General features: G+C 66.9%; 25 protein-coding genes. 9 read left to right on the forward strand and 16 right to left on the reverse strand.

The window, feature by feature from the left end; translation table 11 throughout:
* The first annotated feature begins 58 nt into the window (after nucleotides 1–58).
* Nucleotides 59–388, forward strand: coding sequence for a hypothetical protein (locus B3E94_RS03045; RefSeq protein WP_236193318.1), 330 nt, complete (start codon nucleotides 59–61; stop codon nucleotides 386–388).
* 48 nt (nucleotides 389–436) lie between these two features.
* Here the strand turns inward: B3E94_RS03045 and B3E94_RS03050 are convergent, their stop codons facing one another.
* The 3 genes from B3E94_RS03050 to B3E94_RS03060 all read right to left on the reverse strand — a co-directional run bounded on the left by B3E94_RS03050 (nucleotide 437) and on the right by B3E94_RS03060 (nucleotide 3,676).
* Complete coding sequence (locus tag B3E94_RS03050; RefSeq protein WP_286912271.1) at nucleotides 437–1,354, reverse strand: LysR family transcriptional regulator; 918 nt, start codon at nucleotides 1,352–1,354, stop codon at nucleotides 437–439.
* Between the two features lie 27 nt (nucleotides 1,355–1,381).
* The gene (locus B3E94_RS03055; protein WP_286912272.1) at nucleotides 1,382–2,356 is read right to left on the reverse strand and encodes a quinone oxidoreductase family protein; all 975 of its coding nucleotides are present in this window, start codon (nucleotides 2,354–2,356) and stop codon (nucleotides 1,382–1,384) included.
* A gap of 105 nt (nucleotides 2,357–2,461) precedes the next feature.
* Nucleotides 2,462–3,676 (reverse strand): YeeE/YedE family protein, encoded by a 1,215-nt coding sequence (locus B3E94_RS03060; RefSeq protein ID WP_286912273.1) that lies wholly within the window; start codon nucleotides 3,674–3,676, stop codon nucleotides 2,462–2,464.
* Nucleotides 3,677–3,875: 199 nt separating this feature from the next.
* Here B3E94_RS03060 and B3E94_RS03065 point away from each other — a divergent pair, with 199 nt between their 5' ends.
* Nucleotides 3,876–4,784 (forward strand): LysR family transcriptional regulator, encoded by a 909-nt coding sequence (locus B3E94_RS03065; RefSeq protein WP_286912274.1) that lies wholly within the window; start codon nucleotides 3,876–3,878, stop codon nucleotides 4,782–4,784.
* Here the strand turns inward: B3E94_RS03065 and B3E94_RS03070 are convergent, their stop codons facing one another.
* The 4 genes from B3E94_RS03070 to B3E94_RS03085 all read right to left on the reverse strand — a co-directional run bounded on the left by B3E94_RS03070 (nucleotide 4,785) and on the right by B3E94_RS03085 (nucleotide 7,854).
* Nucleotides 4,785–5,303, reverse strand: coding sequence for a DMT family transporter (locus B3E94_RS03070; RefSeq protein WP_286912276.1), 519 nt, complete (start codon nucleotides 5,301–5,303; stop codon nucleotides 4,785–4,787).
* 106 nt (nucleotides 5,304–5,409) lie between these two features.
* Nucleotides 5,410–5,988, reverse strand: coding sequence for a hypothetical protein (locus tag B3E94_RS03075; protein ID WP_176516443.1), 579 nt, complete (start codon nucleotides 5,986–5,988; stop codon nucleotides 5,410–5,412).
* Between the two features lie 148 nt (nucleotides 5,989–6,136).
* Entirely contained in the window at nucleotides 6,137–7,429 is a 1,293-nt protein-coding gene (locus B3E94_RS03080; protein ID WP_286912277.1) for a PQQ-dependent sugar dehydrogenase, read from the reverse strand.
* Nucleotides 7,426–7,854 carry a DUF2231 domain-containing protein gene (locus B3E94_RS03085; protein WP_286912278.1) on the reverse strand — a complete coding sequence of 143 codons (429 nt, stop codon included), beginning with the start codon at nucleotides 7,852–7,854 and terminating at the stop codon, nucleotides 7,426–7,428. The genes B3E94_RS03080 and B3E94_RS03085 overlap by 4 nt, the downstream gene beginning before the upstream one ends.
* A 178-nt stretch (nucleotides 7,855–8,032) precedes the next feature.
* Between B3E94_RS03085 and B3E94_RS03090 the strand changes: the two genes are divergently transcribed.
* A complete protein-coding gene (locus B3E94_RS03090; protein ID WP_286912280.1) occupies nucleotides 8,033–8,332 on the forward strand; it encodes a hypothetical protein in 300 nt (99 codons plus the stop codon).
* Between the two features lie 126 nt (nucleotides 8,333–8,458).
* Here the strand turns inward: B3E94_RS03090 and B3E94_RS03095 are convergent, their stop codons facing one another.
* Nucleotides 8,459–10,645 carry an OsmC domain/YcaO domain-containing protein gene (locus tag B3E94_RS03095; protein ID WP_286912281.1) on the reverse strand — a complete coding sequence of 729 codons (2,187 nt, stop codon included), beginning with the start codon at nucleotides 10,643–10,645 and terminating at the stop codon, nucleotides 8,459–8,461.
* A 296-nt stretch (nucleotides 10,646–10,941) separates the two neighbouring features.
* Here B3E94_RS03095 and B3E94_RS03100 point away from each other — a divergent pair, with 296 nt between their 5' ends.
* The 3 genes from B3E94_RS03100 to B3E94_RS03110 are packed head-to-tail and all read left to right on the forward strand — an operon-like array spanning nucleotide 10,942 to nucleotide 15,008.
* Nucleotides 10,942–11,397, forward strand: a complete 456-nt coding sequence (locus B3E94_RS03100; RefSeq protein ID WP_176516433.1) for a (2Fe-2S)-binding protein — start codon at nucleotides 10,942–10,944, stop codon at nucleotides 11,395–11,397.
* Nucleotides 11,397–13,646: a xanthine dehydrogenase family protein molybdopterin-binding subunit gene (locus B3E94_RS03105; protein WP_286912283.1), complete on the forward strand. Its 2,250-nt coding sequence runs from the start codon at nucleotides 11,397–11,399 to the stop codon at nucleotides 13,644–13,646. Before B3E94_RS03100 ends, B3E94_RS03105 begins: the two co-directional genes overlap by 1 nt.
* 18 nt (nucleotides 13,647–13,664) lie before the next feature.
* On the forward strand, nucleotides 13,665–15,008 hold the full coding sequence (locus B3E94_RS03110; RefSeq protein WP_286912284.1) for a c-type cytochrome: 1,344 nt from the start codon (nucleotides 13,665–13,667) through the stop codon (nucleotides 15,006–15,008).
* A 24-nt stretch (nucleotides 15,009–15,032) separates the two neighbouring features.
* Here the strand turns inward: B3E94_RS03110 and B3E94_RS03115 are convergent, their stop codons facing one another.
* From B3E94_RS03115 to B3E94_RS03135, 5 genes are all read right to left on the reverse strand, one after another.
* Nucleotides 15,033–15,575: a PqiC family protein gene (locus B3E94_RS03115; RefSeq protein WP_286912285.1), complete on the reverse strand. Its 543-nt coding sequence runs from the start codon at nucleotides 15,573–15,575 to the stop codon at nucleotides 15,033–15,035.
* Between the two features lie 27 nt (nucleotides 15,576–15,602).
* Nucleotides 15,603–17,243, reverse strand: a complete 1,641-nt coding sequence (locus tag B3E94_RS03120; RefSeq protein WP_176516425.1) for an intermembrane transport protein PqiB — start codon at nucleotides 17,241–17,243, stop codon at nucleotides 15,603–15,605.
* Nucleotides 17,227–17,871, reverse strand: a complete 645-nt coding sequence (locus B3E94_RS03125) for a paraquat-inducible protein A (RefSeq protein WP_286912286.1) — start codon at nucleotides 17,869–17,871, stop codon at nucleotides 17,227–17,229. Before B3E94_RS03125 ends, B3E94_RS03120 begins: the two co-directional genes overlap by 17 nt.
* Nucleotides 17,868–18,464, reverse strand: coding sequence for a paraquat-inducible protein A (locus B3E94_RS03130; protein WP_286912332.1), 597 nt, complete (start codon nucleotides 18,462–18,464; stop codon nucleotides 17,868–17,870). Before B3E94_RS03130 ends, B3E94_RS03125 begins: the two co-directional genes overlap by 4 nt.
* A 202-nt stretch (nucleotides 18,465–18,666) precedes the next feature.
* Nucleotides 18,667–18,987 carry a hypothetical protein gene (locus B3E94_RS03135; protein WP_176516421.1) on the reverse strand — a complete coding sequence of 107 codons (321 nt, stop codon included), beginning with the start codon at nucleotides 18,985–18,987 and terminating at the stop codon, nucleotides 18,667–18,669.
* 254 nt (nucleotides 18,988–19,241) lie between these two features.
* On the opposite strand from B3E94_RS03135, the gene B3E94_RS03140 reads away from it, so the two are divergent.
* Genes B3E94_RS03140 through B3E94_RS03150 form a run of 3 tightly spaced genes read left to right on the forward strand, consistent with a single transcriptional unit; the run spans nucleotide 19,242 to nucleotide 21,950 of the window.
* On the forward strand, nucleotides 19,242–19,904 hold the full coding sequence (locus tag B3E94_RS03140; protein WP_286912287.1) for a TetR/AcrR family transcriptional regulator: 663 nt from the start codon (nucleotides 19,242–19,244) through the stop codon (nucleotides 19,902–19,904).
* 2 nt (nucleotides 19,905–19,906) lie between these two features.
* The gene (locus tag B3E94_RS03145; RefSeq protein ID WP_286912289.1) at nucleotides 19,907–21,430 is read left to right on the forward strand and encodes an MDR family MFS transporter; all 1,524 of its coding nucleotides are present in this window, start codon (nucleotides 19,907–19,909) and stop codon (nucleotides 21,428–21,430) included.
* Between the two features lie 46 nt (nucleotides 21,431–21,476).
* On the forward strand, nucleotides 21,477–21,950 hold the full coding sequence (locus B3E94_RS03150; protein WP_286912290.1) for a YMGG-like glycine zipper-containing protein: 474 nt from the start codon (nucleotides 21,477–21,479) through the stop codon (nucleotides 21,948–21,950).
* Between the two features lie 162 nt (nucleotides 21,951–22,112).
* Here the strand turns inward: B3E94_RS03150 and B3E94_RS03155 are convergent, their stop codons facing one another.
* Genes B3E94_RS03155 through B3E94_RS03165 form a run of 3 tightly spaced genes read right to left on the reverse strand, consistent with a single transcriptional unit; the run spans nucleotide 22,113 to nucleotide 24,999 of the window.
* Nucleotides 22,113–22,916, reverse strand: a complete 804-nt coding sequence (locus tag B3E94_RS03155; RefSeq protein WP_286912292.1) for a sugar phosphate isomerase/epimerase family protein — start codon at nucleotides 22,914–22,916, stop codon at nucleotides 22,113–22,115.
* Entirely contained in the window at nucleotides 22,913–23,653 is a 741-nt protein-coding gene (locus tag B3E94_RS03160) for an SDR family NAD(P)-dependent oxidoreductase (protein ID WP_286912293.1), read from the reverse strand. The genes B3E94_RS03155 and B3E94_RS03160 overlap by 4 nt, the downstream gene beginning before the upstream one ends.
* The gene (locus B3E94_RS03165) at nucleotides 23,650–24,999 is read right to left on the reverse strand and encodes an MFS transporter (protein ID WP_176516410.1); all 1,350 of its coding nucleotides are present in this window, start codon (nucleotides 24,997–24,999) and stop codon (nucleotides 23,650–23,652) included. Before B3E94_RS03165 ends, B3E94_RS03160 begins: the two co-directional genes overlap by 4 nt.
* Between the last annotated feature and the right edge of the window lie 9 nt (nucleotides 25,000–25,008).

Genomic DNA, 25,008 nt, shown 5'->3' on the forward strand with positions numbered 1-25,008 from the left:
CCCAGCCTGCGCAAGCAGAGGCAAACTCCTTTCATCTTCAGATGCTTAGGACAGCAACATGCGGGTATTTCTAGCAACGATGGCCGGCTGCATGCTGGTCTCGACCGCTTTCGGCGCCCACGCCAGGACGCTGAGCCAGAATGATCGCCAGGTCTGTAACTGGGGTTCGCAGATCGCCGCCGAGGCCCAGCAGGCCAAGCTTTCCGGGGTTACCCTGTACGCCACGCGTAACAAGCTGCAGGCGCGCAAGTTCGCCAAGCCATGGATGCGCATGACCGCCTTCGGCATTACCGAGCAGACCTACAACAGCCGCTCGCAACTGAAGCCGCCCGCGATCAAGCAGACTTACTATGAACAGTGCGTTCAGCATGCAATTGCCAAACGTTAAATCCTTTTGAATCAGCTAGTTAGCAGGCTTTGCTAACACTTATTCTAGTTACCGCCATGGCGCGCCATCTTTGAAGCGCGCTTGCAGCCACTCCTTGAACGCCCCCATGGCCGCCGTATTCAGGCGTGCCGTGGGGCGTACAAGGTAGATGCCCGCTGCCACATCCAGCTGCCATTGCGGCAATACCCGCACCAGGCGCCCGGCGGCAATGTCCTCGACCATCAGCCAGTCGCCGCCAGCAAGAATCCCTACACCACGCCGCGCCGCTTCCAGCAGGGCCTCGTTGTCGTTTGCGCGCAACGAGCCACTGATCTTGACACTCACGCCTTCGTTTCCACGGGTGAGTCGCCATTCAGGAAACGACCGTAAACCACTGAAACCTAAACAATTATGCTGCGAGAGCTGTGCGGGAAATTCGGGCTCTCCCGCGCGCGCCAAATACTGCGGCGAGGCGCACAGAATGCGCAGGTGGTCGCACAGCCGAGTGGCCACCAGGCGGTTGTCGGCCAGTTCACCGATGCGGATGGCGGCATCGAAGCCCTCGCCCACCAGGTCGACGAAGCGGTCTGCGTACTCGGCCTCGACCGTCACCTGCGGGTAGGCCAGCACGAAATCGGCCAGCATACCGCTCAGCCAGCGCCGGCCCATGGCCGCCGGCAATGCCAGGCGCATGCGCCCGCGCACCGCCGCCGCACCCTCGGCAGCCTCCTGCTCTGCCTCGGCGATCAGGCGGTTGGCCTCGCGCACTCGCGTCACCAGCCGCTCGCCCTCGTCGGTGAAGCGCAGTTGCCGGGTAGTGCGCTCCACCAGGCGGATGCCCAGGCGCTGCTCCAGGGCGCCGAGGCGCCTGGACAGCACCGTGGGGTGGCGCTGCAGCTGGCGCCCGGCAGCGGCAAACGAGCCCTGCTCGTGCAGGGCCAGCAAGGTGGCGAGTTCATCGGCGCGGCGGCTGTCAAAGGCGTCCATGGCAAGGCTCGGTGGCGAGATCGGCAATCAGGCGGTGAGCACCAGCGCCCCTTGCGACAGGCCTTGCTCCAGGTCCCCATGGGCCCTGGCCGCCTCGGCCAATGGGTAACGGCGCCACACCGTGGGCCGGATGATACCCTCGGTGACCGCCGCCAGCACATCGCAGGCGCGCTGCTGGTACTCTTCGGTGGTCGCGGTGTGCGCGGCCAGCGAAGGCCGCGTCAGGTACAGCGAGCCCTTGGCATTGAGGGTGGCCACCTCGACAGGCGCCGGCGCACCCGAGGTGCCGCCGAACGACACCAGCAGCCCACGCGGGCGCAAGCTGTCGAGCGAAGCCTGCAGCGAGTCCTTGCCCACGCAGTCGTACACCACATCGACGCCCTGCCCCTGGGTCAGTTCACGCACCTGGCCGGCCAGGGTGGCGGCGTCGAATACCAGCACATGCTGGCACCCCGCCGCTTGCGCCCGGGCAACGCTTTGCGGCCGCGAAACCACGCCAATCACGGTCGCCCCCAGATGGCACGCCCACGGCGCCAGCAACTGGCCAAGCGCGCCAGCGGCGCCATAAAGCAGAATCTGGGTGCCCGGCCCGACCGGGTAGGTGGTCTTGAGCAGGTACTGCGCGGTAATCCCTTTGAACAGCACCGCCGCCGCCGCTTCCTCGCTCAACCCCTGCGGCAGCTTCACCAAGCGCTCTGCCGGATACAGGCGGCCGCTGGCGTAAGCCCCGACCGGGCCAGTGGCGTAGCCTACCCGGTCACCTGGCTGCACGTTGAGCACGCCCTCGCCCACCGCGATGACCCGCCCGGCGCCTTCCAGCCCCAGGCCCGAAGGCAACGCCAGTGGCGCGCCGCCTTTGCGCTGCAGAATGTCGAGAGGGTTGACGCCGATGGCGCGCTGTTCCAGCCAGACCTGGCCGGGGCCAGGCTGTTGGGCCTGCAGCGCTTGCAGCTGCAGGACGTCGGCGCCGCCGGTGGCGCTGAGGACGATACGGGTGGCCATGTTCGATTCCTTGAGAGTGGGTAGACCCGCTCAGGCTAATTAGCAGCCAGGAATCGAACAATCAGGCTGGGTGCAGATGATACCTGCACCCGGTGAAGCAGTTGCTCAGCAGCCGGTGAGTGCCACCGGCCGGCGCTCGCCGGCAAAGAACAGCGGGCGCAGGCGCACGCCGATGACGTTGCCGCAATAGGCCGCCAGCAGCCACAACCAGCCATGCACGCTGCCGGAGGCGATGCCACTGAAGTACGCGCCGATATTGCAGCCATAGGCCAGGCGCGAGCCATAACCCAGCAGCAGGCCACCGATCACCGCAGCGACCAGCGACGGCAGCGGAATCTTCAGGCTCGGTGCGAAGCGCCCGGCCAGGCCTGCCGCCAGCAATGCGCCGAGCACGATGCCGATGTCCATGACCGTGGTGATGTCCTGCCACAGCGGCGAGGCCAGCGCCTTGGCATTGGCTGGCGCCTGCCAGAACACCCAGCTGGAGACATCCAAGCCGAAGCTGGACAGGGCCTTGGCGCCCCACAGCGCGAAGGCCGAGGTGATGCCCCAAGGCCGCCCGGCCAGGGCCAGGGTGGCGTAGTTGAGCAGCGCCAGGGCGATGGCGCCCCACAGCAGGGGCCAGGGGCCGCGCAGGAAGCGGCGCAGGCCCTGATGCTCGCTGCTGGCCGGCGCTTCCAGGGCGCCATGGCGGCGCTTTTCCAGGACCACGGTGGCCCAGGCGATCAGGGCGAACACCGCGACGCTCGCCAGCAAGGCCGGCGCAACGCCCCAGGCCTGGACGATCGAGGTGGCCGGGAACGATGGCAGGGCGAACCACCAGTCGGCATGGTGGGTGGCGGTGACCGAGCCGATGATGAAGAACAACAGGGTCACCAGCATCCGTGCATTGCCACCGCCGACGGTGAACAGCGTGCCCGAGGCGCAGCCGCCGCCCAGCTGCATGCCGATGCCGAAGATGAAGGCGCCGAACACCACCGACACCCCGGCCGGCGCCACCAGCCCGGTGACCGGGTTGCCGAACAGGTTGCCTGCCGCCAGTGCCGGGAAGAACAGCAGCACGGCCAGGGTCAGCATGACCATCTGCGCGCGCAGGCCGGCGCCGCGGCGTTCATTGATGAACACGCGCCAGGCCGAGGTGAAGCCGAAGGCGGCGTGGTAGAGCGTCAGGCCCAGGGCGGCGCCGACGATCAGCAGCAAGACCTGCTTGAAACCGGCATTGAGGTTGAGGAACCAGGCGCCGGCCAACAGCAGGGCCAGGGCGATCAAGGGTGCGCCCAGGCGGCGCGGTGCGGGTGTGGCAGTGGCGGAAAGACCCATTGGAGTGCTCGGATACAGTGAAACGGGCGGCGATTATAGCGCCGTGGGTCTCTTTTGTGCCTGTTCTGGCCTCATCGCCGGCAAGCCGGCTCCCACAAGGTTCGGTGCGCTAGCTGTGGGAGCCGGCTTGCCGGCGATGGGGCCAACATATCTGTTAGGCTGATAACACCTTCGCCAAAGCCACCAGGCCATTCGCCCCATGGATGAACTGCGCAAGATCGACCTCAACCTGCTGCTGGCCCTGCATGCCCTGCTCAGCGAACGGCACGTCACCCGCGCCGCACTGCGCCTGCACCGCAGCCAGCCGGCGGTGAGCCATGCCCTGGCACAACTGCGCGCGCATTTCGACGACCCGCTGCTGATTCGCCAGAACGGCCAGATGGCCCTGAGCGCCCGCGCCCAGGCCCTGGCCAAGCCGCTGCAGGATGCCCTGGGCAGCCTCAACGGCCTGCTCGCCACCCCGCGCTTCGACCCGGCCCTGGCGCAGCGGCGCTTTCGCCTGTCGTTGTCCGACTATTCCTCGCGCATCATCCTGCCGCCGCTGGTGCGCCACCTACGCCGGGTGGCGCCGGGGGTCGACCTGGCCATCAGCCAGGCCAGCCGCGAGACCATGCTCGCGCAGCTGCTCGATGGCGAACTCGACCTGGCGCTGGGCATCTTCCCCGAACTGCCGCCGGCCATTACCGCGCAAACCCTGTTCGAGGACAGTTTCATCAGCGTCGCCGACCGCCAGGTACTGCCCGCCAAGGGCGGCCTGACGCTGGACGACTGGCTGGCCCGCCCGCATGTGCTGATGGCCATGCGCCCCGATGCCCACGACGAAATCGAACGTGCCCTGGCCGAGCGCGGCTTGCGCCGGCGCATCGCCTTGGCGTTGCCACACTGGAGCTCGGCGGTGGAGGTGCTCGCCGGCACCGACCTGGTGCTGACCGTGGCCAGGCGCGCCGTCGGCCCGTTGCGCCCGTACAAGACGCTGCGCGCGTTCACCCCGCCGCTGCCCATCCCTGCCCTGGCCTACCAACAGGCCTGGCACACGCGAAAGGACAGCGACCCCGGCCACCGCTGGTTGCGCGAGGCCGTGTGGGCGTGTAGCCAACCCGGGCAGTAATCAGCCTTCCGGCTGCTTGGCCACGACTGCGCCACTGCCTGCCGGGCTCGACGCCCAGGTACCCTGCACCAGGAACACCCCCGCCAGGATCAGCACCACACCTGCCACCCTGGCCAGGTTGATCGGCTTGCTGGGCACGCCCATCAGGCCGAAGTGGTCGACCACCACCGGGGTGATGATCTGCCCCGCCACCACCAGCACCAGGAAACCTGCGGTCCCCAGGCGCGGGATCAATGCCGCGGCAGCCGCCACGTAGAAGGCGCCCAGCACACCACCGATCCACAGCCACCAGGGGCCTTGCAGGGCCTTGCCCAGGTCGGGCATGGGCACCCGCAGGATCAGCAGCGCGGCGATCACCACCAGGGAGCTGACCGTCAGCGAGGTGAACGCCCCCCACAGCCAGTGCCCCAGGGCACGGCCGACAGTGGCATTGGCAGCCGCCTGAAATGGCAACACGGCCCCCGCGAACAGGGCCATGAGCAGCGGAAGAAAACTGAGCAGGAGGGTCTTGTTGGACATGGATGCACTCATCGCAAGAACGGATGAGTGCATCATGGGTGAATTGACAGGGTGAATGGAAATCGAAACGGTGCACCCTGCTTATTCGTCAGATGAATAGCCGCGCTTAGCGCGAGGTTTCCACCCTCAGCACTTCGGTATAGATCGCATCGACGGTCTGGCCAACCTTGAGGTTTTTCATGCGTGCCTGCAGGTCTGGGTTCTCGACCTTCACCACCTGCAACTTGCCTTCAGGCGGCAGCAGGCTCACTTCGTGGGTCTTCAGGTCGATCTTCTTGATCTGCGAAGTCACCTTGACCTGGCGGAACGCCTCGCCGCCCGGGTTCGGGTTGTCCTTGGTGGCGCGAATGGTGCCGGACTCTTCGCTGGCCTTGGTCGCCCCGCCAACGTCGGTGTTGAGCACATAGGCCACCGCGCGGGTGACATAGATGTCGACCTGGTCGCCCACCTTGAGGTTGGGCAAGGCCTTGGCCTTCTCCGTCAGCTGAAAGGTCACAGGCTTGTCGTGCGGCCCCTTGACCGTCACCTGGCGGTTGGCCTGGTCGATGGCCGTGACCTCGGTTTTGACATGGCTTTCCAGTGCTTCGCTGGCAATCGGAATATCCGCCGCCTGCACGCTGATGCTGGCAGTGGCGACCAAGCTTGCAAGTGCAACGGCACGTGCGAGTGTGCAAAGAGAATTCATAGGCCTGCTTCCCTGTGTTCAAGACCGGAGTCGTGTGCGTGAGAAGTTCACGCGCAAACAAGCATAGTCGCTGATCCGCGCCTGGCATTGATCTGCCGCAGGCTGCGTGGCAGCTGATCGCTGCGCTGCCACGCAGCCTGCGCCAGGCTCAGCGGTTGCGGGTGACCCGCCACACGGTGTTGGCCAGGTCATCGGCGATGATCAACGCCCCGCGTGGGTCGACCGTGACGCCCACCGGCCGGCCGCGGGTCTTGCCGTCCTCACCCCGGAAGCCGGTGGCGAAGTCGACTGGTTCGCCGGCCGGCTTGCCGTTGCTGAACGGCACGAAGATCACCTTGTAGCCCACCGGGTTCGGCCGGTTCCAGCTGCCGTGCTCGCCCACGAACACGCCGTCGGCAAAGCGCTCGCCCATGGCCGGCAGGGAGAAGCCCACGCCCAGCGCGGCCACGTGCGACCCCAGGCTGTAGTCGGGCTTGATCGCGGCGGCCACCTTGGCCGGGTTCTGCGGTTTGACCCGCTCATCGACGTTCTGCCCCCAGTAGCTGTAGGGCCAGCCATAGGAGGCGCCGTCGCGCACCGAGGTCAGGTAGTCCGGCACCAGGTCCGGGCCCAGCTCGTCACGCTCGTTGACCACCGCCCACAGCTGCCCGCTGCCCGGCTGGATCGCCAGAGCCGTGGGGTTGCGCAGGCCGGTGGCGTAGGGCCGGTGCGCGCCGCTGGTGGCGTCGACCTGCCAGACCATGGCCCGGTCCACCTCGGCCTCCATGCCGCGCTCGGTGATGTTGCTGTTGGAGCCGATGCCCACGTACAGGTAGCGCCCGTCGGGGCTGATGGCCAACGACTTGGTCCAGTGGTGGTTGATCTCGCCGGGCAGGTCGGTGACCTTGGTCGGCGCGCCGCTGGCCTTGGTCTGGCCCTCCTGGTAGTCGAAGCGCACCAGCGCATCCTGGCTGGCCACGTACAGCTTGCCGCCTGCGAAGGCCAGGCCATAGGGCGCATTGAGGTTTTCGGCGAAGACGGTCTGCAGCTCGTAGGTGCCATCGCCATCGGCATCGCGCAGCAAGGTCAGGCGATTGCCGCCTTTGACCGAGGTGTTGCCCTTGGCCTTGATCTGGCTGGCGATGACGTCCTTGGGCTTGAGTTTCGCGGCATTGCCGCCGCGCCCCTCGGCCACCAGGATGTCGCCGTTGGGCAGCACCAGGCTCTGGCGCGGGATCTTCAGGTCGGTGGCGATGGCCGTGATGCTGTAGCCCTCGGGCACGCTGGGCTTGTGCTCGCCCCACTGCGCCGGCTGGGCAATCTTCATGCTCGGCAGCAGGCCGCGTTCCGGGGCCGGCAATTTCGGGTCCGGGCCGAGCGCCTGGGTGGCCTCGCCGTCACCGCCACAGGCGCTCAGCAACAGCGCCACGCTCAACACGGGCAACGCCTGCAAAGGCTTCATGCCACACCTCCCGAACGCAGGTTGCTCATGCCCAGCCACGCGGCGACGCAGGCCAGCACGGTGACGATCAGCGACAGCACCAGGCCCGCTGGCATCACGGCCCAGGCATCCTTGGCGTGCTCGAAGGCGTTGACCAGCCCCAGCACCCAGGTCACCAGCAACAGCAAAAAATACAACGTCGGGCGGCCAGCCTTGCGCGGGGCACGAACCAGGTTGACCAACGCGAACAACAGCGCCAGGCCGCAGAACACCAGCCCGCCAGCGATCAGCCAGGCGGCGAAGTTGCTCCACTGGATCTGGTAGCTCTTGAAGTAGGCGATGTCACTCAACAAGGCGCCGAGGAACAGCGGCACCGTACCGGCCAGCAGAATCGCATGCAGTGGGCTGGGCGTGCATCGGTAGAGGGTTTGCTCGGTAGCGGTCACGGCGCCTCCTTATCAGTCAGTGACCCGGAACTGATGGCGTGGGCGCGGTTGCCCGGTCCATCAGGCCTGCGCAGGGGTGCGCTTAGCAACGGATCGCCAAGTCATCCGATAAGTTCACCGCTTGGCTTGATTGACTTATCCTGAAAGCATTAACCCTCCCCCTGGCAGAGGCACTGGCATGACCGCTCGCACCGCTCCCCCCTACGCGCAATGGGCCGCGCATGCCCTGCTCGCCCTGGCCCTGGTGCTGGCGGCCGGGTGTTCGAGCAAGAGCAGCAAGGCGCGCCAGTACGCGGCGGCGCCTGGCTCCAACTGCTTTGCCAAGGCGGTGCCGACCACGGGCGAAGGGGGGCTGGCCTGGGGCAATACGCTGAGCATTGCCAGGCAGAAGTCGATGAACAACTGCATTCGCTATGCGGGGCGCTCGGGCGGTACGCCGAACACCTGCCAGGTGGTCATGGCCAAGTGCAAGAACTAGCCCGCCTAAGGGTTTGCCTGTGGCGGCCTCATCGCCGGCAAGCCGGCTCCCACACACCGCCGCCAGGCCGGCTCCTACAGTTGAGGTGGGAGCCGGCTTGCCGGCGATGAGGCCCGCCAGGTCGCCTCAGACCGCCTTGGCCCGCGCAGCGTGCAGCTTCTTGTAGCTCTCGATCAGGCGCAGATGGCGATCCAGGCCTTCGAGCTTCATGCTGGTCGGGGTCAGGCCATGGAAGCGCACGCTGCCGTCCACCGAGCCCAGCACCGCATCCATGCGCGGGTTGCCGAACATGCGGCGGAAGTTGGCCTCGTAATCTGCCATTTCCAGCTCATCGTCCAACTGCACTTCCAGCACCACGTTCAGCGCCTGGTAGAACAGGCCGCGCTCGACGGTGTTGTCGTTGAACTGCAAGAACGCCTCGACCAGCTCCTTGGCATCTTCGAAACGCTTCAACGCCAGGCAAATCAGCAGCTTCAGCTCAAGGATGGTGAGCTGGCCCCAGACCGTGTTGTCGTCGAACTCCACGCCAATCAGCGTGGTGATGGTGGTGTAGTCATCCACCTCGCAGTTGTCCAGGCGCTTGAGCAACGCGCGCAGGGCGCGGTTGTCGAGGCTGTGCAGGTTGAGGATATCGGCGCGGAAACCCAGGGCGCGGTTGGTGTTGTCCCAGATCAGGTCCTCGACCGGGTAGATCTCCGAATAGCCCGGCACCAGGATGCGGCAGGCGGTGGCGCCGAGGTTGTCGTACACGGCCATGTACACCTCCTTGTCCAGGCTCTCGAGGATACCGAACAGGGTCGCGGCTTCCTGGCTGTTGGAGTCTTCGCCGTGGCCGGAGAAGTCCCACTCGACGAACTCGAAGTCGGCCTTGGCACTGAAGAAGCGCCACGACACCACACCGCTGGAGTCGATGAAGTGCTCGACGAAGTTGTTCGGCTCGGTCAGCGCGTGGCTTTCGAAGGTCGGCTGCGGCAGGTCGTTCAGGCCCTCGAAGCTGCGCCCTTGCAGCAGCTCGGTCAGGCTGCGCTCCAGCGCCACTTCGAAGCTTGGATGGGCGCCGAACGAGGCGAACACGCCGCCAGTGCGCGGGTTCATCAAGGTCACGCACATCACCGGGAACTCACCGCCCAGCGAGGCATCCTTGACCAGCACCGGGAAGCCCTGCTCTTCAAGGCCCTGGATGCCGGCGAGGATGCCCGGGTACTTGGCCAGCACTTGCTGCGGCACGTCCGGCAGGGCCAGCTCGCCCTCGAGGATCTCGCGCTTGACCGCCCGCTCGAAGATTTCCGACAGGCACTGCACCTGGGCTTCGGCCAGGGTGTTGCCGGCGCTCATGCCGTTGCTGAGGAACAGGTTCTCGATCAGGTTGGACGGGAAGTACACCACCTGCTCATCGGACTGGCGCACGAACGGCAGCGAACAGATGCCGCGCTCGGTGTTGCCCGAGTTGGTGTCGTACAGGTGCGAGCCGCGCAGCTCGCCGTCCGGGTTGTAGATTTCCAGGCAGTACTCATCGAGGATCTCGGCCGGCAGCGCGTCTTTGGGGCCGGGCTTGAACCACTGCTCGTTGGGGTAATGCACGAACGGCGCGTTGGCGATCTCTTCGCCCCAGAACTGGTCGTTGTAGAAGAAGTTGCAGTTCAACCGCTCGATGAACTCGCCCAGCGCCGAGGCCAGCGCGGCCTCCTTGGTCGAGCCCTTGCCGTTGGTGAAGCACATCGGCGACTGCGCGTCGCGCACGTGCAGCGACCAGACGTTGGGCACGATGTTGCGCCACGAGGCGATCTCGATCTTCATGCCGAGCCCTGCGAGGATGCCGGACATGTTGGCGATGGTCTGCTCCAGCGGCAGGTCCTTGCCGGGGATGTAGGTGCTGGTGTCGGCCACCGGCATCAGCAGGCCCTGGGCATCGGCGTCGAGGTTGTCGACCTGTTCGATGATGAATTCGGGGCCGGTCTGCACCACCTTCTTCACCGTGCAGCGGTCGATGGAACGCAGGATGCCCTGGCGGTCCTTCTCGCCGATGTCTTCGGGCAGCTCGACCTGGATCTTGAAGATCTGGTTGTAGCGGTTCTCGGGGTCGACGATGTTGTTCTGCGACAGGCGGATATTTTCGGTGGGGATATCGCGGGTCTGGCAGTACAGCTTGACGAAGTACGCCGCGCACAGCGCCGAGGAGGCAAGGAAATAGTCGAACGGCCCCGGCGCCGAGCCATCGCCCTTGTAGCGGATCGGCTGGTCGGCGATCACCGTGAAGTCGTCGAACTTGGCTTCAAGACGAAGGTTGTCGAGAAAATTGACCTTGATTTCCATGCGGGATTACCGTGATTTGAGCGTGCAAAACGAAATTTGGCCGGCATTATCCGGGTTTTTCCGCTGGAAGTCCTGTTTGTCGGCACCGCGGGCCTCAAGCGCGCTGCAGCCTCTGCGGGAGCCGGCTTGCCGACGATGGGGCCGCCACCCATTTGCGCATTCCGCCGGATTGCTTGCCTGATCCTCTGAACCTGCAGCCCCCGCCAGACGAATGGTTTCAGCTGTGTGCTAGCGTTTCTAGATTGGGGGACAACGTATTCCCCAGGCGACGACAACCGATGATCAGCAGGTGAGCCATGGAACTTCGAATCAATCAGCAGACCTACCAGGTCGAGGCTGAAGCCGACACGCCCCTGCTGTGGGTGCTGCGCGACGACCTGGGCATGACCGGCACCAAGTACGGCTGCGGCCTGGCCCAGTGCGGCGCGTGTTCGGTGCTGGTGGACGGCAACGTGGTGCGCGCCTGCGTCACCCCGGTGGCAGGCGTGGTCGGGCGCGAGGTGACCACCATCGAAGCCATCGAGGCCGACGCCGTGGGCAAGCGCGTGGTGGCCGCCTGGGTCGAACATCAGGTGGCCCAGTGCGGCTACTGCCAGTCCGGCCAGGTGATGGCGGCCACGGCGCTGCTCAAGCACAGCGCCAGCCCCAGCGACGAGCAGATTGCCGCGGCGATGGTCAACCTGTGCCGCTGCGGCACCTACAACGCCATCCATGCCGCCGTGCACGCACTGGCCCAAGGGGAGAAGGCCTGATGAACGCGCCCTTCGATACCCCCGCCAGCCTGCTCGACCTGCCCGTGGGCGAAGCCGTCAACCTGTCGCGCCGACGCTTCGTAGCCGGCACCGCGATCGGTGCGCTGGTCCTGGGCTTCGGGCTGCCCCTGGGCAGCGCCCGGGTGCAGGCGGCCACCGCCAGCGCCACCGAACGCGGCACCCAGGTGCCGGCGTTCCTGGAAATCCGCCCGGACAGCAGCGTGCGCCTGCTGTGCCCGTTCATGGAGGGCGGGCAAGGCACCTACACCGCCATGGCGCAGATCGTCGGCGAAGAACTGGACGCCGACCCGGCCACCTTCCTGGTCGACAGCGCCCCGCCCGGTGAAGCCTACGTGGTGATGGAAAACGGCATGCGCATCACCGGCGGCAGCATGTCGGTGCGCATGAGCTACCCGAACATGCGCCGCCTCGGCGCCCTGTGCCGGGCCATGCTGATGCAGGCGGCCGCCGATCAATGGGGCGTGCCGCTGGGCGAGCTGAGCACCGAACCTGGCAAGGTGCTGCACAGCGCCTCGGGCCGCGCGCTGGCCTACGGCGAACTGGCCGGGCGCGCCATGGACCTGCCGGTGCCGGACCCTGCCAGCGTCAAGCTGCGCGACCCCAGCCAGTTCCGCTGGATCGGCAAGCCGGTGCGGCGCGTGGACGCCTACGACAAGTCCACCGGCAAGGCCCTGTACACCATCGACATCAAGCTCGACGGCATGCTCCACGCCGCCGTGCAGCACGCCCCGCGCCTGGGCATGACGGTGGGCAGCGTGCGCAACCAGGACCAGGTGCAGGGCCTGCCGGGCGTGCACTCGGTGCACCAGCTGCCCGGCGCCGTGGCGGTGGTGGCCGAACGCTGGTGGCATGCCAAGCGCGCCGTCGAAGCGCTGCAGGTCGACTGGCAGGAACCGGCCGCAGACAGCCAGGTGCGCGCCATGCCGGCAGACTTTTCCAGCGACGCCTGGCGCGATCACCTCGCGGCCCAGCAAGGCCCGGCCCGCGACGATGAACACGAAGGGGATGTGCAAGGCGCGCTGGCCAATGCCAAGACCAAGGTCGAGGCCACCTACCACAACCAGTACCTCAACCACGCCCAGCTGGAGCCGCCCTCGGCGCTGGCGCGCTTCAACCCCGATGGCTCGCTGGAGGTGTGGCTGCCGAACCAGGCACCGGACATGTTCCGCGACGACATCGCCAAGCGCACGGGCCTGGCCCCTGCGCAGATCACCCTGCACTCACCGCTGCTCGGCGGCTTCTTCGGCCGCCACTTCCTGTATGACTCGGCCAACCCCTACCCGCAGGCCATCGCCCTGGCCAAGGCCGTGGGCCGGCCAGTGAAGCTCATATGGAGCCGCGAGGAGGAGTTTCTGCGCGATGTGCTGCGCCCAGTGGCCGTGGTCAAGTTCCGCGCAGGCCTGGATGCCGACGGCCTGCCCGTGGCCCTGGAAGCGGTGAGCGCCACCGAGGGCCCGACCGAAGCCCTGGCCGGCAAGCAAGGCGAAAAGATCGACCCCACCGCCCTCGAAGGCCTGTCGGGCAAGGCCTACGCCATTGCCAACAAGCGCATCGCGCAGATCTACGTGAAAGGCCCGGCGATGCTCGGCTACTGGCGTTCGGTCGGCAACTCGCTGAACGACTTCTTCTACGAGGCATTTCTCGACGAGCTGGCCGACAAGGGCGGCAAGGACCCCTTCGAGCTGCGCCTGCACCTGCTGCGCGACAACCCCCGGCTGACCACCCTGCTCAATGCGGTCGGTGAGCTCTCCGGTGGCTGGAAGCGCGGCCCGTTCACCGCCGAGGACGGCAGCAAGCGCGCCCGCGGCGTGGCCATGGCCTCGCCGTTCGGCTCCCAGGCGGCGGTGATTGCCGAGGTGTCGATCGAACAGGGCCAGGTCAAGGTGCACGACATCTGGCAGGCCATCGACCCCGGCAGCATCGTCAACCCGGCGATCATCGAAGCCCAGGTCAACGGCGCCGTGGCCCTGGGCCTGTCGCAGACGCTGGTCGAGGAGGCGGTGTACCTGGACGGCAAGCCGCGTGCGCGCAACTACGACCTGTACCCGATCCTGCCGGCTTCGCGCATGGCCCGGGTGCATGTACGCATCGTCGAAAGCGGCGAGAAGATGGGCGGCATCGGCGAGCCGCCGCTGCCTGCGGTGGCGCCGGCGGTGGCCAATGCGGTGGCGCACCTTACCGGCCAGCGCATCCGCAGCCTGCCCCTGAGCCGCTACACCTTCAGCTGACCGGACAAGGACGGCCCCATGACCCAACGCCGATTGGCAACGACCCTGGGCTGGCTGGCAGTGCCCTGCCTGCTCGCCGCAGGCCTGCTGGCCTGGTACGTGACCCGCGAGCCCGACTCGCCCTTTGCCGCCGAACAGGCCGCCAGCGCCGACCCGGCGCTGGTCAGCCGTGGCGAGTATGTGGCCAGGCTCAGCGATTGCGTGGCCTGCCACAGCCTGCCCGGCGCCAAGCCGTTTGCCGGCGGGCTGCAGATGGCCACCCCGCTGGGCGCGATCCATGCCACCAACGTCACCCCTGACCGCGCCACCGGCATCGGCGCCTACAGCCTGGCCGACTTCGACCGCGCGGTTCGCCATGGCGTGGCCCCGGGCGGCAAGCGCCTGTACCCGGCCATGCCCTACCCCTCCTACGCCAAGCTCAGCGATGACGATGTGCGCGCCTTGTATGCCTTCTTCATGCACGGCGTGCAGCCCGCGCAGCAGGCCAACATCCCCAGCGACATCCCCTGGCCGTTGAACCTGCGCTGGCCCATCGCCCTGTGGAACGGCCTGTTCGCCCCCACCACACCCTACGCTGGCAAGCCTGGCCAGGACGCGCTGTGGAACCGCGGCGCCTACATCGTCCAGGGCCCGGGCCACTGCGGCAGCTGCCATACCCCGCGTGGCCTGGCGTTCAACGAAAAGGCCCTGGACGAAGCCGGCGCGCCCTTCCTCGCCGGCGCCTTGCTCGACGGCTGGTACGCGCCCAGCTTGCGCACCGACCACAACACCGGCCTGGGCCGCTGGAGCGAGGCGCAGATCGTGCAGTTTCTCAAGACTGGGCGTAACCAGCACGCGGTGGTGTTCGGTTCGATGACCGAGGCGTTCAACAACTCCACCCAGTTCATGGCCGATGACGACCTGGCGGCGATCGCCCGCTACCTCAAGTCGCTGCCGGGCGACCCGGGGCGCGACGGCACGCCCTGGCAGTACCAGGCAAACGCCGGCGAGCGCCTGGACCGCCCCGGCGCGCACACCTACCTGACCCGCTGCGCCACCTGCCATGGCCTGGACGGCAAGGGCCAGCGCGAATGGATGCCGCCGCTGGCCGGCGCCACCTCGGCCTTGGCCAAGGAAGATGCCTCGGCCATCAACATCACCCTCAATGGCTCGCAACGCATCGTCGCGGCGGGGCTGCCGGATGCCTACCGCATGCCGGCCTTCCGCGAGCAGTTGTCGGACCAGGAGATTGCCGAGGTGCTGAGCTTCGTGCGCAGCACCTGGGGCAACCATGGCGGCGCGGTGCAGGCCAAGGCCGTCGGCAAGCTGCGCGGGCATACCGACCCCGCCAGCAGCAGCCCGATCATCCTGCACATGCGCTGAGCCCGCAGCCGGCCAGCGCCCGGGTCATTGCAGGGACGGGCAAGCGCTTCTGCCCGGCACCGCCGCCGCCCGCACGGCTTCGGCGAGCTTGCGCAGGTTGGCCTGCTGGGCGTTGACCAGGCTGTTGATGCTGTTGTCGGCCGGCGTCTGCACCGCGGTGCGGCAGGTCAGCTCGGCCTCGCCCGGGCGTTTCAGGCGCCACAGCGTGTCCAGCGCGGCGTATTGCCCGGGCACGCTGTCAAAGCGCTGCACATCCACCCTGAGCAGCGCCTTGGCACCGGCAGCCGGGCCACCCAACAAGTCCTGCAGGGCACTGCGGAACTCGTCGACCAGGTTGGCGCCCCACCACTCGGTTTCCAGAATCGCCAGGCCACTGGCACCTTGGCGCACCACCAATTGCGGGCGGTCCACCTGCGGCGGCAGCACCACCCGGCCAACCAGCACCGGCTGGCCGCCGCTCTTCACCGGCTGGGCCGGCACCAGGGTGTGGTAGTTGTTCGGCGTACTGCTGCAGCCCCACAGCAGCGTGAGCACAGCGGCCCCACACAGGTTGCGCATTCGATGCATCGGGTGGCACTCCTCTGGCCTGCGCCCTCAGGGTTTCAGGTTGTCTGCACCGGCCGCCTTCGGCCGGCCACGAATCAGCGATTCGGGGTGGCGGCCCAGGTAGTCCGACAGGTCGCGCAAGGAGCGCGACATGCGTTCCAGCTCGTCCAGCGTCTCGCCCAGCCGTTCGCGTTGCGGCGAGTCCTCGGAGATCGCCGCGTTGGCGGTCTGCAAGGTCTTGTGGATCTCGTCCAGGGTGGTTTTCACCCCAGGCAAGGTCTGGCCATTGAACTGCTTGAGGTTGGCGCGCAGGTCACGCAGGCTGCCGTCGAGGTTGTTGGCGATGCTCTCCAGCGGCAACTTGCTGATACGGGCGATGAAGTGCTGCAGCTGTTCCTGGAGCTTTTCCAGGCTGCCCGGCAGCGTGGGGATGACGATGGGTTCGGCCGCCATGTCGAAGGTGACCTTGGGCGCATCGGGGTAGAAGTCCAGGGAGATGAACATCTGCCCGGTGATCAGGTTGCCGCTGCGCGCCTGGGCACGCAGGCCGTGCTCGACGAAGGTGCCGATCAGGCGCCGGGCGCCGGCCATGTCGCCTGGGGTCTGCTTGAACACGCCGAGCATCTTCTGGTGCACCGGGCCCAGGCGCTGCGGGTAGATCACCGCATCGACCACCACCGGGAAGCTCTGCTTGACCGGGTCGTAGTCGAGCTGGATCGAGGTGACCTTGCCGAATTCCACCCCCTTGAACTCCACCGGCGCGCCCACCGACAGGCCGCGCATGGCCTGGTCGAAGCGCAGCTGCAGGTACTGGGCCTGGCCGTTGGGCGGCGACAGCGCCGTTTCGCGGTCGGCGAACAGCTGGAACTGCGCCTGGTCCTGGGCGGGGTGGGCGTCGGGGGCGAAGTCGGGCGAGCCGAATGCCAGCCCGCCCACCAGGATCGACGACAGCGACTCGGTATCGACCTTCAGGCCATTGGCGCCGATCTGCATGTCGACGCCGCTGGCGTTCCAGAAGCGCGTGTCGTCGGTGACGAAGGCATCGTAGGGCGCCTGCACGAACACGCCGATTTCCACGCCCTTGCCATCCTCCTGCAGATTGAAGGACACCACCTCGCCCACCGGGATCTTGCGGTAGTAGATCGACGAGCCGATATCCAGCGAACCCAGGTCACTGGCGCTGAGCTTGAAGCGCTTGCCCTTCTCGCCATAGGTGATCGGCGGCGGCAGGTCCAGGCCGGTGAAGTTTTTTGCCGGCGCCTTCGATTCACCGGCATCGGCGCCGATGAAGCTGCCCGACAACAGCGTATCCACCCCGGAAATGCCCCCGGCGCCAATCCGCGGGCGCACCACCCAGTAGCGCGCGCCTTCGGTGGCGAACGACTTGGCATCGTTGGACAGCTGCACCTTGACCAGCACGCTCTTGTGGTCCTCGGCCAGGTCCACCGTGGTCACCTCGCCAATCACCACGCTGCGGTACTTGACCTGGGTCTTGTGCGCCACCAGGCCTTCGCCGGAAGGAAACGAAATCGAGATCACCGGCCCTTGCTGCATCCAGTTGCGCACCACCAGCGAAGCGCCGACCAGGATCGCCAGGATCGGCACGATCCACACCAGCGATACATTCCAGCGCCGGGTACGAATCTGCGCCTGCCCTGGGCCTTCTCGGTTGTCACTCGCTTGCGCCATCGGTGCCGCCTCCGTCGTTGCCAGGGTCGTCCCAGATCAAGCGTGGGTCGAAGCTCATTGCCGAAAACATGGTCAGCACCACCACCATGCCGAAAAACAGGATGCCCGGGCGCGGCTCGATGGTGCCCAGGCCGCGCAACTGCACCAGGGCAGCCACCAGCGCCACCACGATCACATCGAGCATCGACCAGTAGCCGATCAGCTCCACGGCGCGGTACAGCTGCGAGCGCTGCCGGCGCGCCCAGCGCGAGCCGCTCTGGGCGGTGAACAGCAGCAGGCCGAGGGAAAAGAACTTCACCGCCGGCACGCCGATGCTGGCGATGAAGATGATTAGGGCGATGTCCCAGGCGCCGGCTTCCCAGAACTCCAGCACCCCGCCACCGATGGTGCTGTCGCTGCCGCTGCCGAGCATTTCGGTGTGCATGACCGGCAGCAGGTTGGCCGGGATGTAGAACACCAGCGCCGCCAGCAGAAAGGCCCAGCCGCGGCTGATGGCGTTGCTCTTGCGCGGGTGCAGCGGCGCACCGCAGCGGTTGCAGGTGTGCGCGCCGTCGCGCAGGTCACAGGCCTGGCCGCAGCCGTGGCACAGGCACAGGCCCAGGTCCTCGGCCTGCAGCGGTGTTCTCATACCAGCTCCCACAGGTCGCGGATGTCGCGCCCGGCGATATAGATGATGAGCATGCTCAGTGCGGCCAGGGCGATCAGGCCGATGCCGGGGATCACATCGAGCAGGCCGGCCAGCTTGATCACGGCCACCAGCGCGCCCAGCAGGCAGACTTCCAGCATGCTCCAGGGCCGCAGGCCCTCCAGGCAGCGCATGCACAGGGCGAACCCGGGCGCCCGGCGGCCGGCCAGGGCGAAGCTCAATAGCCAGCACAACAAGGCGATCTGCAGCACGGGGGCGAAGATCACGGCCAGGGCCATCACCAGGGCGATGAAGGTGATGCTACCGCTGCTCAGGATCAGCACCGAATCCCACAGGGTGGCCGAGTTGGTCAGCCCCTGCATGCCGATGGTCATCATCGGGTAGAGGTTGGCGAACACCAGCAGCACCGCGCCGGTGACGCTCAGTGCCAGGCGCTGCTGCACGCTGAGGCTGGTATGGCGGTACAGCACACCGCCGCAGCGCGGGCACAGCGCACGCTGGTGCCGCTGCACGGGCGCACGCGCGTACACCGCATCGCAGTATTCGCAGATGACCAGGTTGCCGGGCCGGTTCATGCTCATGTGGTTTCCCTGAGGACAGTCTTGTAACAAGCAGTCATTCCAGGCCTTCCTGCACGCTGACAGGTGCAAGCCTAGTAGGAAAATGTACTTGTGCAGGGAAGGAACACGAATTGCGGGCGGGGATGGCAAAACGGCGAGGCCAGGGCATCGACCTGATCATCGATACCCTGCCCTCGCCGTGCGGGCGAAGCGCGGATCAGCTGCGGATGCGTGCCAGGGTGCGTTCGGCCGCCGTCTGGAAGACCCGGCGCAGGCCGTCGGTCTGGGCCTGGGAGAGGCCCTTGGCACAGGTCACCCCTTGCAGGAAGCCGATGCCCCAGTTGCGGGCCTCTTCCAGTTGCTGGCGGTCTTCGGCGTCAGCGATGTCGCCCAGGTGCAGGGCGGCGTGGTGTTCGTAGCGGTCTTCCAGCGCCAGGTCGCGCAATGCTTTGAGCGCGATCTTGAATTCGGCAGCGGCAACATCGTCCAGGCCCAGGTGCTCGAATTGCAGCAGGCTCAGACGGTCGGTGGCGGTCATCGGCGAATCTCCGTTTCTCAATCAGGGCAGCAGGGCAAGAACATCACCAGCCAAGCGTCGACGCCTCCAGGTGGCGGACGATGATGGTAGCGGTAACAGCTTGTATACCATAGGTGAAGCCTCTGGCCCTAGTGGTGGGCGCCGTCCGGTCGGCTTTGCGTGCGCGGGTGCCTTTCGTCGTCATCACTAAATTTAAATTGAATTTAAGTTAAAACTGACCCAGTCTCGGCACATCCCTACAAGGAAACCAGACCATGGCGACTACCCAGCGTGAACCCCGCAAGGATGGCGAAGCCACCCGTGCCCGCATCCTGCAGGCAGCCGGTGAACTGTTCGCCGCCGTCGGCTACGCCGAAGCCAGCAACAAGGCGGTGGCGGCCAAGGCCGAGGTCGACCTGGCGTCGATCAACTATCACTTCGGCAGCCGCAACGGCCTTTACCTGGCGGTGCTCGATGAGGCCCGCCGGCGGTTCCTGGACATCGCCGACCTGCAGCGCATCACCCTTGGCCAGCAGCCGGCAACGCAACGGCTGCGCGAGCTGATCGAACTGGTGGTCAGCAAGGCCACCCAGGTGCGCAACAACTGGCACCTGCGCGTGCTGGCCGCCGAAGTGCTGGCGCCCAGCCCGCATGGCCAGGCCCACCTGCAGGCCGGCACGCCGCTGAAGCTGGCACTGCTCAAGGGGCTGTTCAGCGAGATCACCGCCATCCCGCTGGAGGCGCCCGCACTGACCCGCTGCATCCTCTGCGTCACGGCGCCCTGGGCGATGCTGCTGATCGGCCCGCGCGGCACCTCCAGCGCCCTGCACGAGATTCTCGGCATGCCGGCCGACGAGGTGAGCGACCACCTGTACCACTTCGCGCTGGCCGGCCTTGAGGCCACCGGGCGCCAGTACGCCCAGGGCGAGGCCCACTGAACATGAACGCACGCACCTCCCAATCCACCCTGGCGCCGGTCACCGACGACGCGCCCAAGGCTTCCATCCCCTGGCTGCTCGGCGCCTTGATGCTGGTGATGTTCCTCGCCGCCCTCGACCAGACCATCGTCTCCACTGCCCTGCCCACCATCGTCAGCGACCTGGGCGGCCTGCGCTGGCTGTCCTGGGTGGTCACCGCCTACCTGCTGGCCTCGACCGTGGTGGTGCCGCTGTATGGCAAGTTCGGCGACCTGTATGGGCGCAAGCGCGTGCTGCAGATCGCCATTGCCCTGTTCCTGCTCGGCTCGGCCCTGTGCGGCCTGGCCCAGGACATGACCCAGCTGATCCTGTTCCGCGCCTTGCAAGGGCTGGGCGGTGGCGGCCTGATGGTGGTGGCGATGGCCGCCATCGGCGATGTCATCCCGCCCGCCGAGCGGGGCCGCTACCAGGGCCTGTTCGGCGGCGTGTTTGGCCTGGCGACCGTGGTCGGGCCGCTGATTGGCGGTTTTCTGGTCGAGCACCTGTCCTGGCACTGGATCTTCTTCATCAACCTGCCGCTTGGCCTGCTGGCGGTGCTGGTCATCGGCGGCGTGTTCCGCCCGCATGTGGCGCCGGTCAAGCACGTGGTGGACTACATCGGCGCGTTCTTCCTCACCGTGACCCTGGGCTCGCTGGTGCTGATCACCAGCCTTGGCGGCAGCCTGGTGCCCTTGGCGTCGCTGGACATCCTGTGCCTGGCGCTGTTCGCAGTCATCGGCCTGGCCGGTTTCATCTTCGAGCAACGCCGCGCCGCCGAGCCGATCATGCCGCTGCACCTGTTCCGCCACCGCACCTTCGTGCTGGCCGGGCTGATCGGCCTGATCGTCGGCGTGTCGCTGTTCGGTTCGGTGACCTTCCTGCCGCTGTACATGCAGGTGGTCAAGGACGCCACGCCAACCAGCGCCGGCTTGCAGATGCTGCCGTTGATGGGCGGCCTGCTGGTGGTGTCGGCCATTACTGGGCGGTTGATCAGCCGCTGGGGGCGCTACCGCATCTTCCCGATCGTCGGCACCTTGCTGCAGGTGATTGCCCTGGGGCTGTTGAGCCGGCTCGAGCTGGACACGCCAAAGCTGCTGTTGAACCTGTACATGGGCCTGTTGGGCGCAGGCCTGGGCATGGTCATGCAGGTGCTGATCCTGGCGGTGCAGAACAGCGTCGAACGGCGCCACATGGGCGTGGCCACCTCGGGCGCGACCCTGTTCCGCTCGATTGGCGGCTCGGTCGGCGTGTCGGTGTTCGGCGCGCTGTTCTCCCATTCGCTGCTCAACAGCCTGTCCGGCGATTTCGCCGCCACCCCCGGCGGCCCCGCGAGCCTGTCACCCACGGCCGTGCACGCACTGGCCGCGCCGCTGCAGCAGGCCTACCTGCAGGCGTTTTCCGGGGCGATGCATGGGGTGTTCCTGGTGGCAGCGGTTGTCACCAGCGTGGCGTTCGCGCTGTCCTGGCTGTTGCGTGAGGTGCCGCTGCGTTCGGCAGCTACCCCGTGACCCAACTATTCTGAGTGATGCGGTTTCTATCCAGTGGAGGTGTGCCATGCGTACGCGCTCGTGGCGTTACCTGCTGGTGCTGCTTTTGGCAGCGCCGGCAGTCCAGGCCCAGTCGGTGGTACCGCTCAAGGGCCAGAGCAGCCAGCAGATGCAGCTGGATATCAATGATTGCAACACCGTGGCCAACAACGCCGCCAACAGTGCCGGCGGCAGCACCAGCCCGCATGTTGGTGGCCGGGTCAAAGGCGCGGCCGCGGGCGCTGCGGCGGGTGCTGTAGGTGCCCAGGTGCGCGGCAACCAGCACGAAGCGATCTACGATCGCGCCAGCGACGATGCCAAGCAGCAGTATCGCCAGAACCGCGCCGGCGAAGTGGCCGCCGCCGGGGCCGTGGTCGGCGGCGCGCGCCAGCGCCAGGAGCGCCGCCAGGACCGGCGCGACCAGGGCCAGGCACAGAACTCGGCATACGCCAGTGCCAACAGCGGCTGCCTGCAGGGGCGTGGGTACCAGGTCAACCCCTAAGGCCTGTGTGCTGACTTGTGTTTGTGTGGGAGCGAGCTTGCCCCGCGAAAGGGCCGGCCCAGGCAATGGTAGTGAATGGCCAGGGCTTTGCCCTGGTTCGCGGGGCAAGCCCGCTCCCACAGGTCCCTCCTATGACCCTCCTAGGACCCCCCTATGACCCTCCTATGACCCTCCTTCCAGACAGGCCAGCCAAGTGCAGGTGGCATCATGTACCTGGCGCAGGCGCTGGTGATCAGCACGCCCCCGCGAGGGCGTTTCGACACTGATCTGCACCTGCGCTGGCAACGCCGCCAGCAACGCGGCCAATGGCAGTTGCCCCTGCCCCGGCAACAACCGCCCCTCCCGGGCCTCCTCGATGATCTGCGCATCCACCGGCGCCTGCCACGGCGCATCGCACAGTTGCACGCTGCGCAGGTAAGCCGCAGGCACCTGGGCAATGTCTGCCACCCCACCCCCTGAACGAAACAGGTGCAAGGCATCGAGCAACACACCTGCGTTGCCCTGCCCGGCTGCAGTTACCACGCCCGCCGCGTGCTGCAGCGTGGCCACCGGCCGCCAGCGCATGAACTCGAGGTCCACACGCAGCCCGTAGCCACGGGCCAGCTCGCACAACGCCGCGAAATGCTGGGTCAGCCGCGCATCATCCGGGTCGTCCCCGGACACCGTGAGGCTCTGCGCGCCAAGCTCGGCACCTGCGGCGAGCAAGGCGTGGAGCTCGGCAACCCGCACCTCGGGTGTCAGCGCAACGAATTCGATATCGGCAACCCGCACGCCCTCGCCCGCCATCACCCGTTTGAGCTCCCCCAGCGCCTGGCTGCCCGGCACCAGCGAGTAAGCCTGCGCCCCCGGTTGTACCGGGTGCAGGCGCAGCCCGACGGCGCCGAAGCCTGCCCGGCCGGCCTCGCGCACCAGCGCCGCGGGGGCCAGGTCCAAGGCCGTCAGGTGCGCTACCGCCAGGGTTTTCAATAGGTCGCCCTGCCGCCGCTGAGGTCGAACACGAAACCGGTGGTGAAGCTGCATTCCGGCCCGGCAATCCAGGCCACCATGTTGGCGATCTCTTCGGCCTTGAGAAACCGCCCCATGGGGATCTTGGCCTTGCTGGCGGCGATGTGCTCTGCGGTCATCTCGGCCATCAGCGGGGTTTCGACCATGGCCGGGGCGATGCAGTTGAGCAGCACGCCGTCCTGCGCCAGCTCCTTGGCCGCCGCCTTGGTGAAGGCGATGACCCCAGCCTTGGCCGCGGAGTATCCCGAGATGTACTGCACCCCGTCCTTGCCCGCCATCGAAGCGATGTTGACGATGCGCCCGAAACCACGCTCGCGCATGTGCGCGATTGCCGTGCGACAGCAATAGAAGACGCTGTTCAGGTCAACGGCGATGACCTTCTCCCAGGCCTCAGGCGGGTATTCCCAGCACGGCAGCACCGGGCCGTTGATGCCGGCATTGTTGACCAGGATCTCGACCTGCCCCAAGCGCTCCAGCACCTGGGCGAACGCCGCCTGCACCGAGGCCAGCGAGGCCACGTCCAGCGCCTGGCGCAGCACCGGCTCGAAGCCATTGGCGGTGCTGTCCCAGCCATCGACCGCCAGGTCCCAGATCACCACCTGGGCGCCTGCGCTGTGCAGCCGCTGGGCGATGGCCAGGCCGATGCCGCGCATGCCGCCGGTGACGATTGCAGTTTGCCCTTGCAGGGTTTGGCTCATTGTCTTGCTCCATTTTCGACACAGGGGAGATCCGGCAGGCGACGCAGGTCGCGCACCATGAACAGGTAGCACAGCGCACCCAGCGCCGTGATGGTGGCCACGAAGGCCAGGGCCCAGACGAACGAGCCCGTGGCGCTGACGATCAGGCCAATGGTCAGCGGGGTGACGATGCCGGCGGCGTTGGCGAACAGGTTGAACAGCCCGCCACTGAGGCCCAGCAGCCCCTTGGGGGCGATATCGGAAACGATCATCCAGGCCAGCGCCGACATGCCCTGGGCAAAGTAGGCGACACAGAGGATGGCGATCACCCAGGCATCGGACTGCACGTAGTTGGCCAGCACGATCACCGACGCGCTCAGCAGGCCGGCGATCACCGGCAGCTTGCGCGCCAGGTTCAGCGAGTAGCCACGGCGCAGCAAGGCGTCCGACAGCCAGCCGCCGGCCAGGGTACCCAGGGACGCGGCGATGAAAGGCAGTACCGCGACCCAGCCGACCTTGAGCCAGGGCATGTGCCGCTCGGTGACCAGGTAGGTGGGGAACCAGGTCAGGAAGAACACGTTGGTCGAGTTGCAGGCGAACTGCCCCAGGCAGATGCCCAGCATGTTGCGGTGCCTGAGCAGCGCCGGGATCTGCGACCAGCGAAACACCGTGGCCTTCTGCCCGCCATCGACCACCCCACCGCCGGCGGCGATGTAGTCGAGCTCGGCGCGGTTGGCAGAGGTGGATTGATGCGGCTCATGGTACTTGCGCCACCACACGAGGCCATACAGCACCCCCAGAAGGCCCACCGCCATCAGCAGAAAGCGCCAGCCGTAGGCGTGCAGCAGCCAGAACAGCAAGGGCGTGAGAAACGCCAGGCCCGTGTACTCGGCAAAGGTGTAGATGCCCGTGGCCCGGGCCCGCTCGCTCTGCGGGAACCAGGTCGCCACCACGCGGCTGTTGGTGGGGAAGCACGGCGCTTCGGTCACGCCCACCAGAAAGCGCATGCCCAGCAGCGACAAGAAGCCCTGGGCCAGGCCTTGCAGGCCGGTGAACAACGACCACAGGGTCAGCGCCAGCCAGTAGGTGAACTTGGTGCCGAGGCGGTCGATGAGGATGCCGCCGGGTATCTGCGCGGCGGCGTAGGTCCAGGAGAACGCCGAGAAGATCACCCCCATCAACGCCGCGTTCAAACCCAGGTCGGCGCTGATGCTGGGGGCTGCGATGCCCATCACGCTGCGGTCCAGGTAGTTGATCATGGTGCCGCCAGAGATCAACGCCAGGATCATGAAGCGGGTGCGGGTCCTTTGTTGCAGGCGTGCGGGCGTGTCTAGCACGCCTTGGCCAAGGTGCTGTTCGACAGTCATGACAAATGC

Origin of the sequence: Pseudomonas sp. UBA6315 (assembly GCF_002438125.1) — a bacterium.
In the GTDB taxonomy this organism is placed as follows: domain Bacteria; phylum Pseudomonadota; class Gammaproteobacteria; order Pseudomonadales; family Pseudomonadaceae; genus Aquipseudomonas; species Aquipseudomonas faucium.

Coding starts and splice junctions, on each gene's coding strand:
- B3E94_RS03045 (WP_236193318.1), top strand. CDS start 59: ATGCGGGTATTTCTAGCAACGATGGCCGGCTGCATGCTGGTCTCGACC.
- B3E94_RS03050 (WP_286912271.1), bottom strand. CDS start 1,354: ATGGACGCCTTTGACAGCCGCCGCGCCGATGAACTCGCCACCTTGCTG.
- B3E94_RS03055 (WP_286912272.1), bottom strand. CDS start 2,356: ATGGCCACCCGTATCGTCCTCAGCGCCACCGGCGGCGCCGACGTCCTG.
- B3E94_RS03060 (WP_286912273.1), bottom strand. CDS start 3,676: ATGGGTCTTTCCGCCACTGCCACACCCGCACCGCGCCGCCTGGGCGCA.
- B3E94_RS03065 (WP_286912274.1), top strand. CDS start 3,876: ATGGATGAACTGCGCAAGATCGACCTCAACCTGCTGCTGGCCCTGCAT.
- B3E94_RS03070 (WP_286912276.1), bottom strand. CDS start 5,303: ATGTCCAACAAGACCCTCCTGCTCAGTTTTCTTCCGCTGCTCATGGCC.
- B3E94_RS03075 (WP_176516443.1), bottom strand. CDS start 5,988: ATGAATTCTCTTTGCACACTCGCACGTGCCGTTGCACTTGCAAGCTTG.
- B3E94_RS03080 (WP_286912277.1), bottom strand. CDS start 7,429: ATGAAGCCTTTGCAGGCGTTGCCCGTGTTGAGCGTGGCGCTGTTGCTG.
- B3E94_RS03090 (WP_286912280.1), top strand. CDS start 8,033: ATGACCGCTCGCACCGCTCCCCCCTACGCGCAATGGGCCGCGCATGCC.
- B3E94_RS03095 (WP_286912281.1), bottom strand. CDS start 10,645: ATGGAAATCAAGGTCAATTTTCTCGACAACCTTCGTCTTGAAGCCAAG.
- B3E94_RS03100 (WP_176516433.1), top strand. CDS start 10,942: ATGGAACTTCGAATCAATCAGCAGACCTACCAGGTCGAGGCTGAAGCC.
- B3E94_RS03105 (WP_286912283.1), top strand. CDS start 11,397: ATGAACGCGCCCTTCGATACCCCCGCCAGCCTGCTCGACCTGCCCGTG.
- B3E94_RS03110 (WP_286912284.1), top strand. CDS start 13,665: ATGACCCAACGCCGATTGGCAACGACCCTGGGCTGGCTGGCAGTGCCC.
- B3E94_RS03115 (WP_286912285.1), bottom strand. CDS start 15,575: ATGCATCGAATGCGCAACCTGTGTGGGGCCGCTGTGCTCACGCTGCTG.
- B3E94_RS03120 (WP_176516425.1), bottom strand. CDS start 17,243: ATGGCGCAAGCGAGTGACAACCGAGAAGGCCCAGGGCAGGCGCAGATT.
- B3E94_RS03125 (WP_286912286.1), bottom strand. CDS start 17,871: ATGAGAACACCGCTGCAGGCCGAGGACCTGGGCCTGTGCCTGTGCCAC.
- B3E94_RS03130 (WP_286912332.1), bottom strand. CDS start 18,464: ATGAACCGGCCCGGCAACCTGGTCATCTGCGAATACTGCGATGCGGTG.
- B3E94_RS03135 (WP_176516421.1), bottom strand. CDS start 18,987: ATGACCGCCACCGACCGTCTGAGCCTGCTGCAATTCGAGCACCTGGGC.
- B3E94_RS03140 (WP_286912287.1), top strand. CDS start 19,242: ATGGCGACTACCCAGCGTGAACCCCGCAAGGATGGCGAAGCCACCCGT.
- B3E94_RS03145 (WP_286912289.1), top strand. CDS start 19,907: ATGAACGCACGCACCTCCCAATCCACCCTGGCGCCGGTCACCGACGAC.
- B3E94_RS03150 (WP_286912290.1), top strand. CDS start 21,477: ATGCGTACGCGCTCGTGGCGTTACCTGCTGGTGCTGCTTTTGGCAGCG.
- B3E94_RS03160 (WP_286912293.1), bottom strand. CDS start 23,653: ATGAGCCAAACCCTGCAAGGGCAAACTGCAATCGTCACCGGCGGCATG.
- B3E94_RS03165 (WP_176516410.1), bottom strand. CDS start 24,999: ATGACTGTCGAACAGCACCTTGGCCAAGGCGTGCTAGACACGCCCGCA.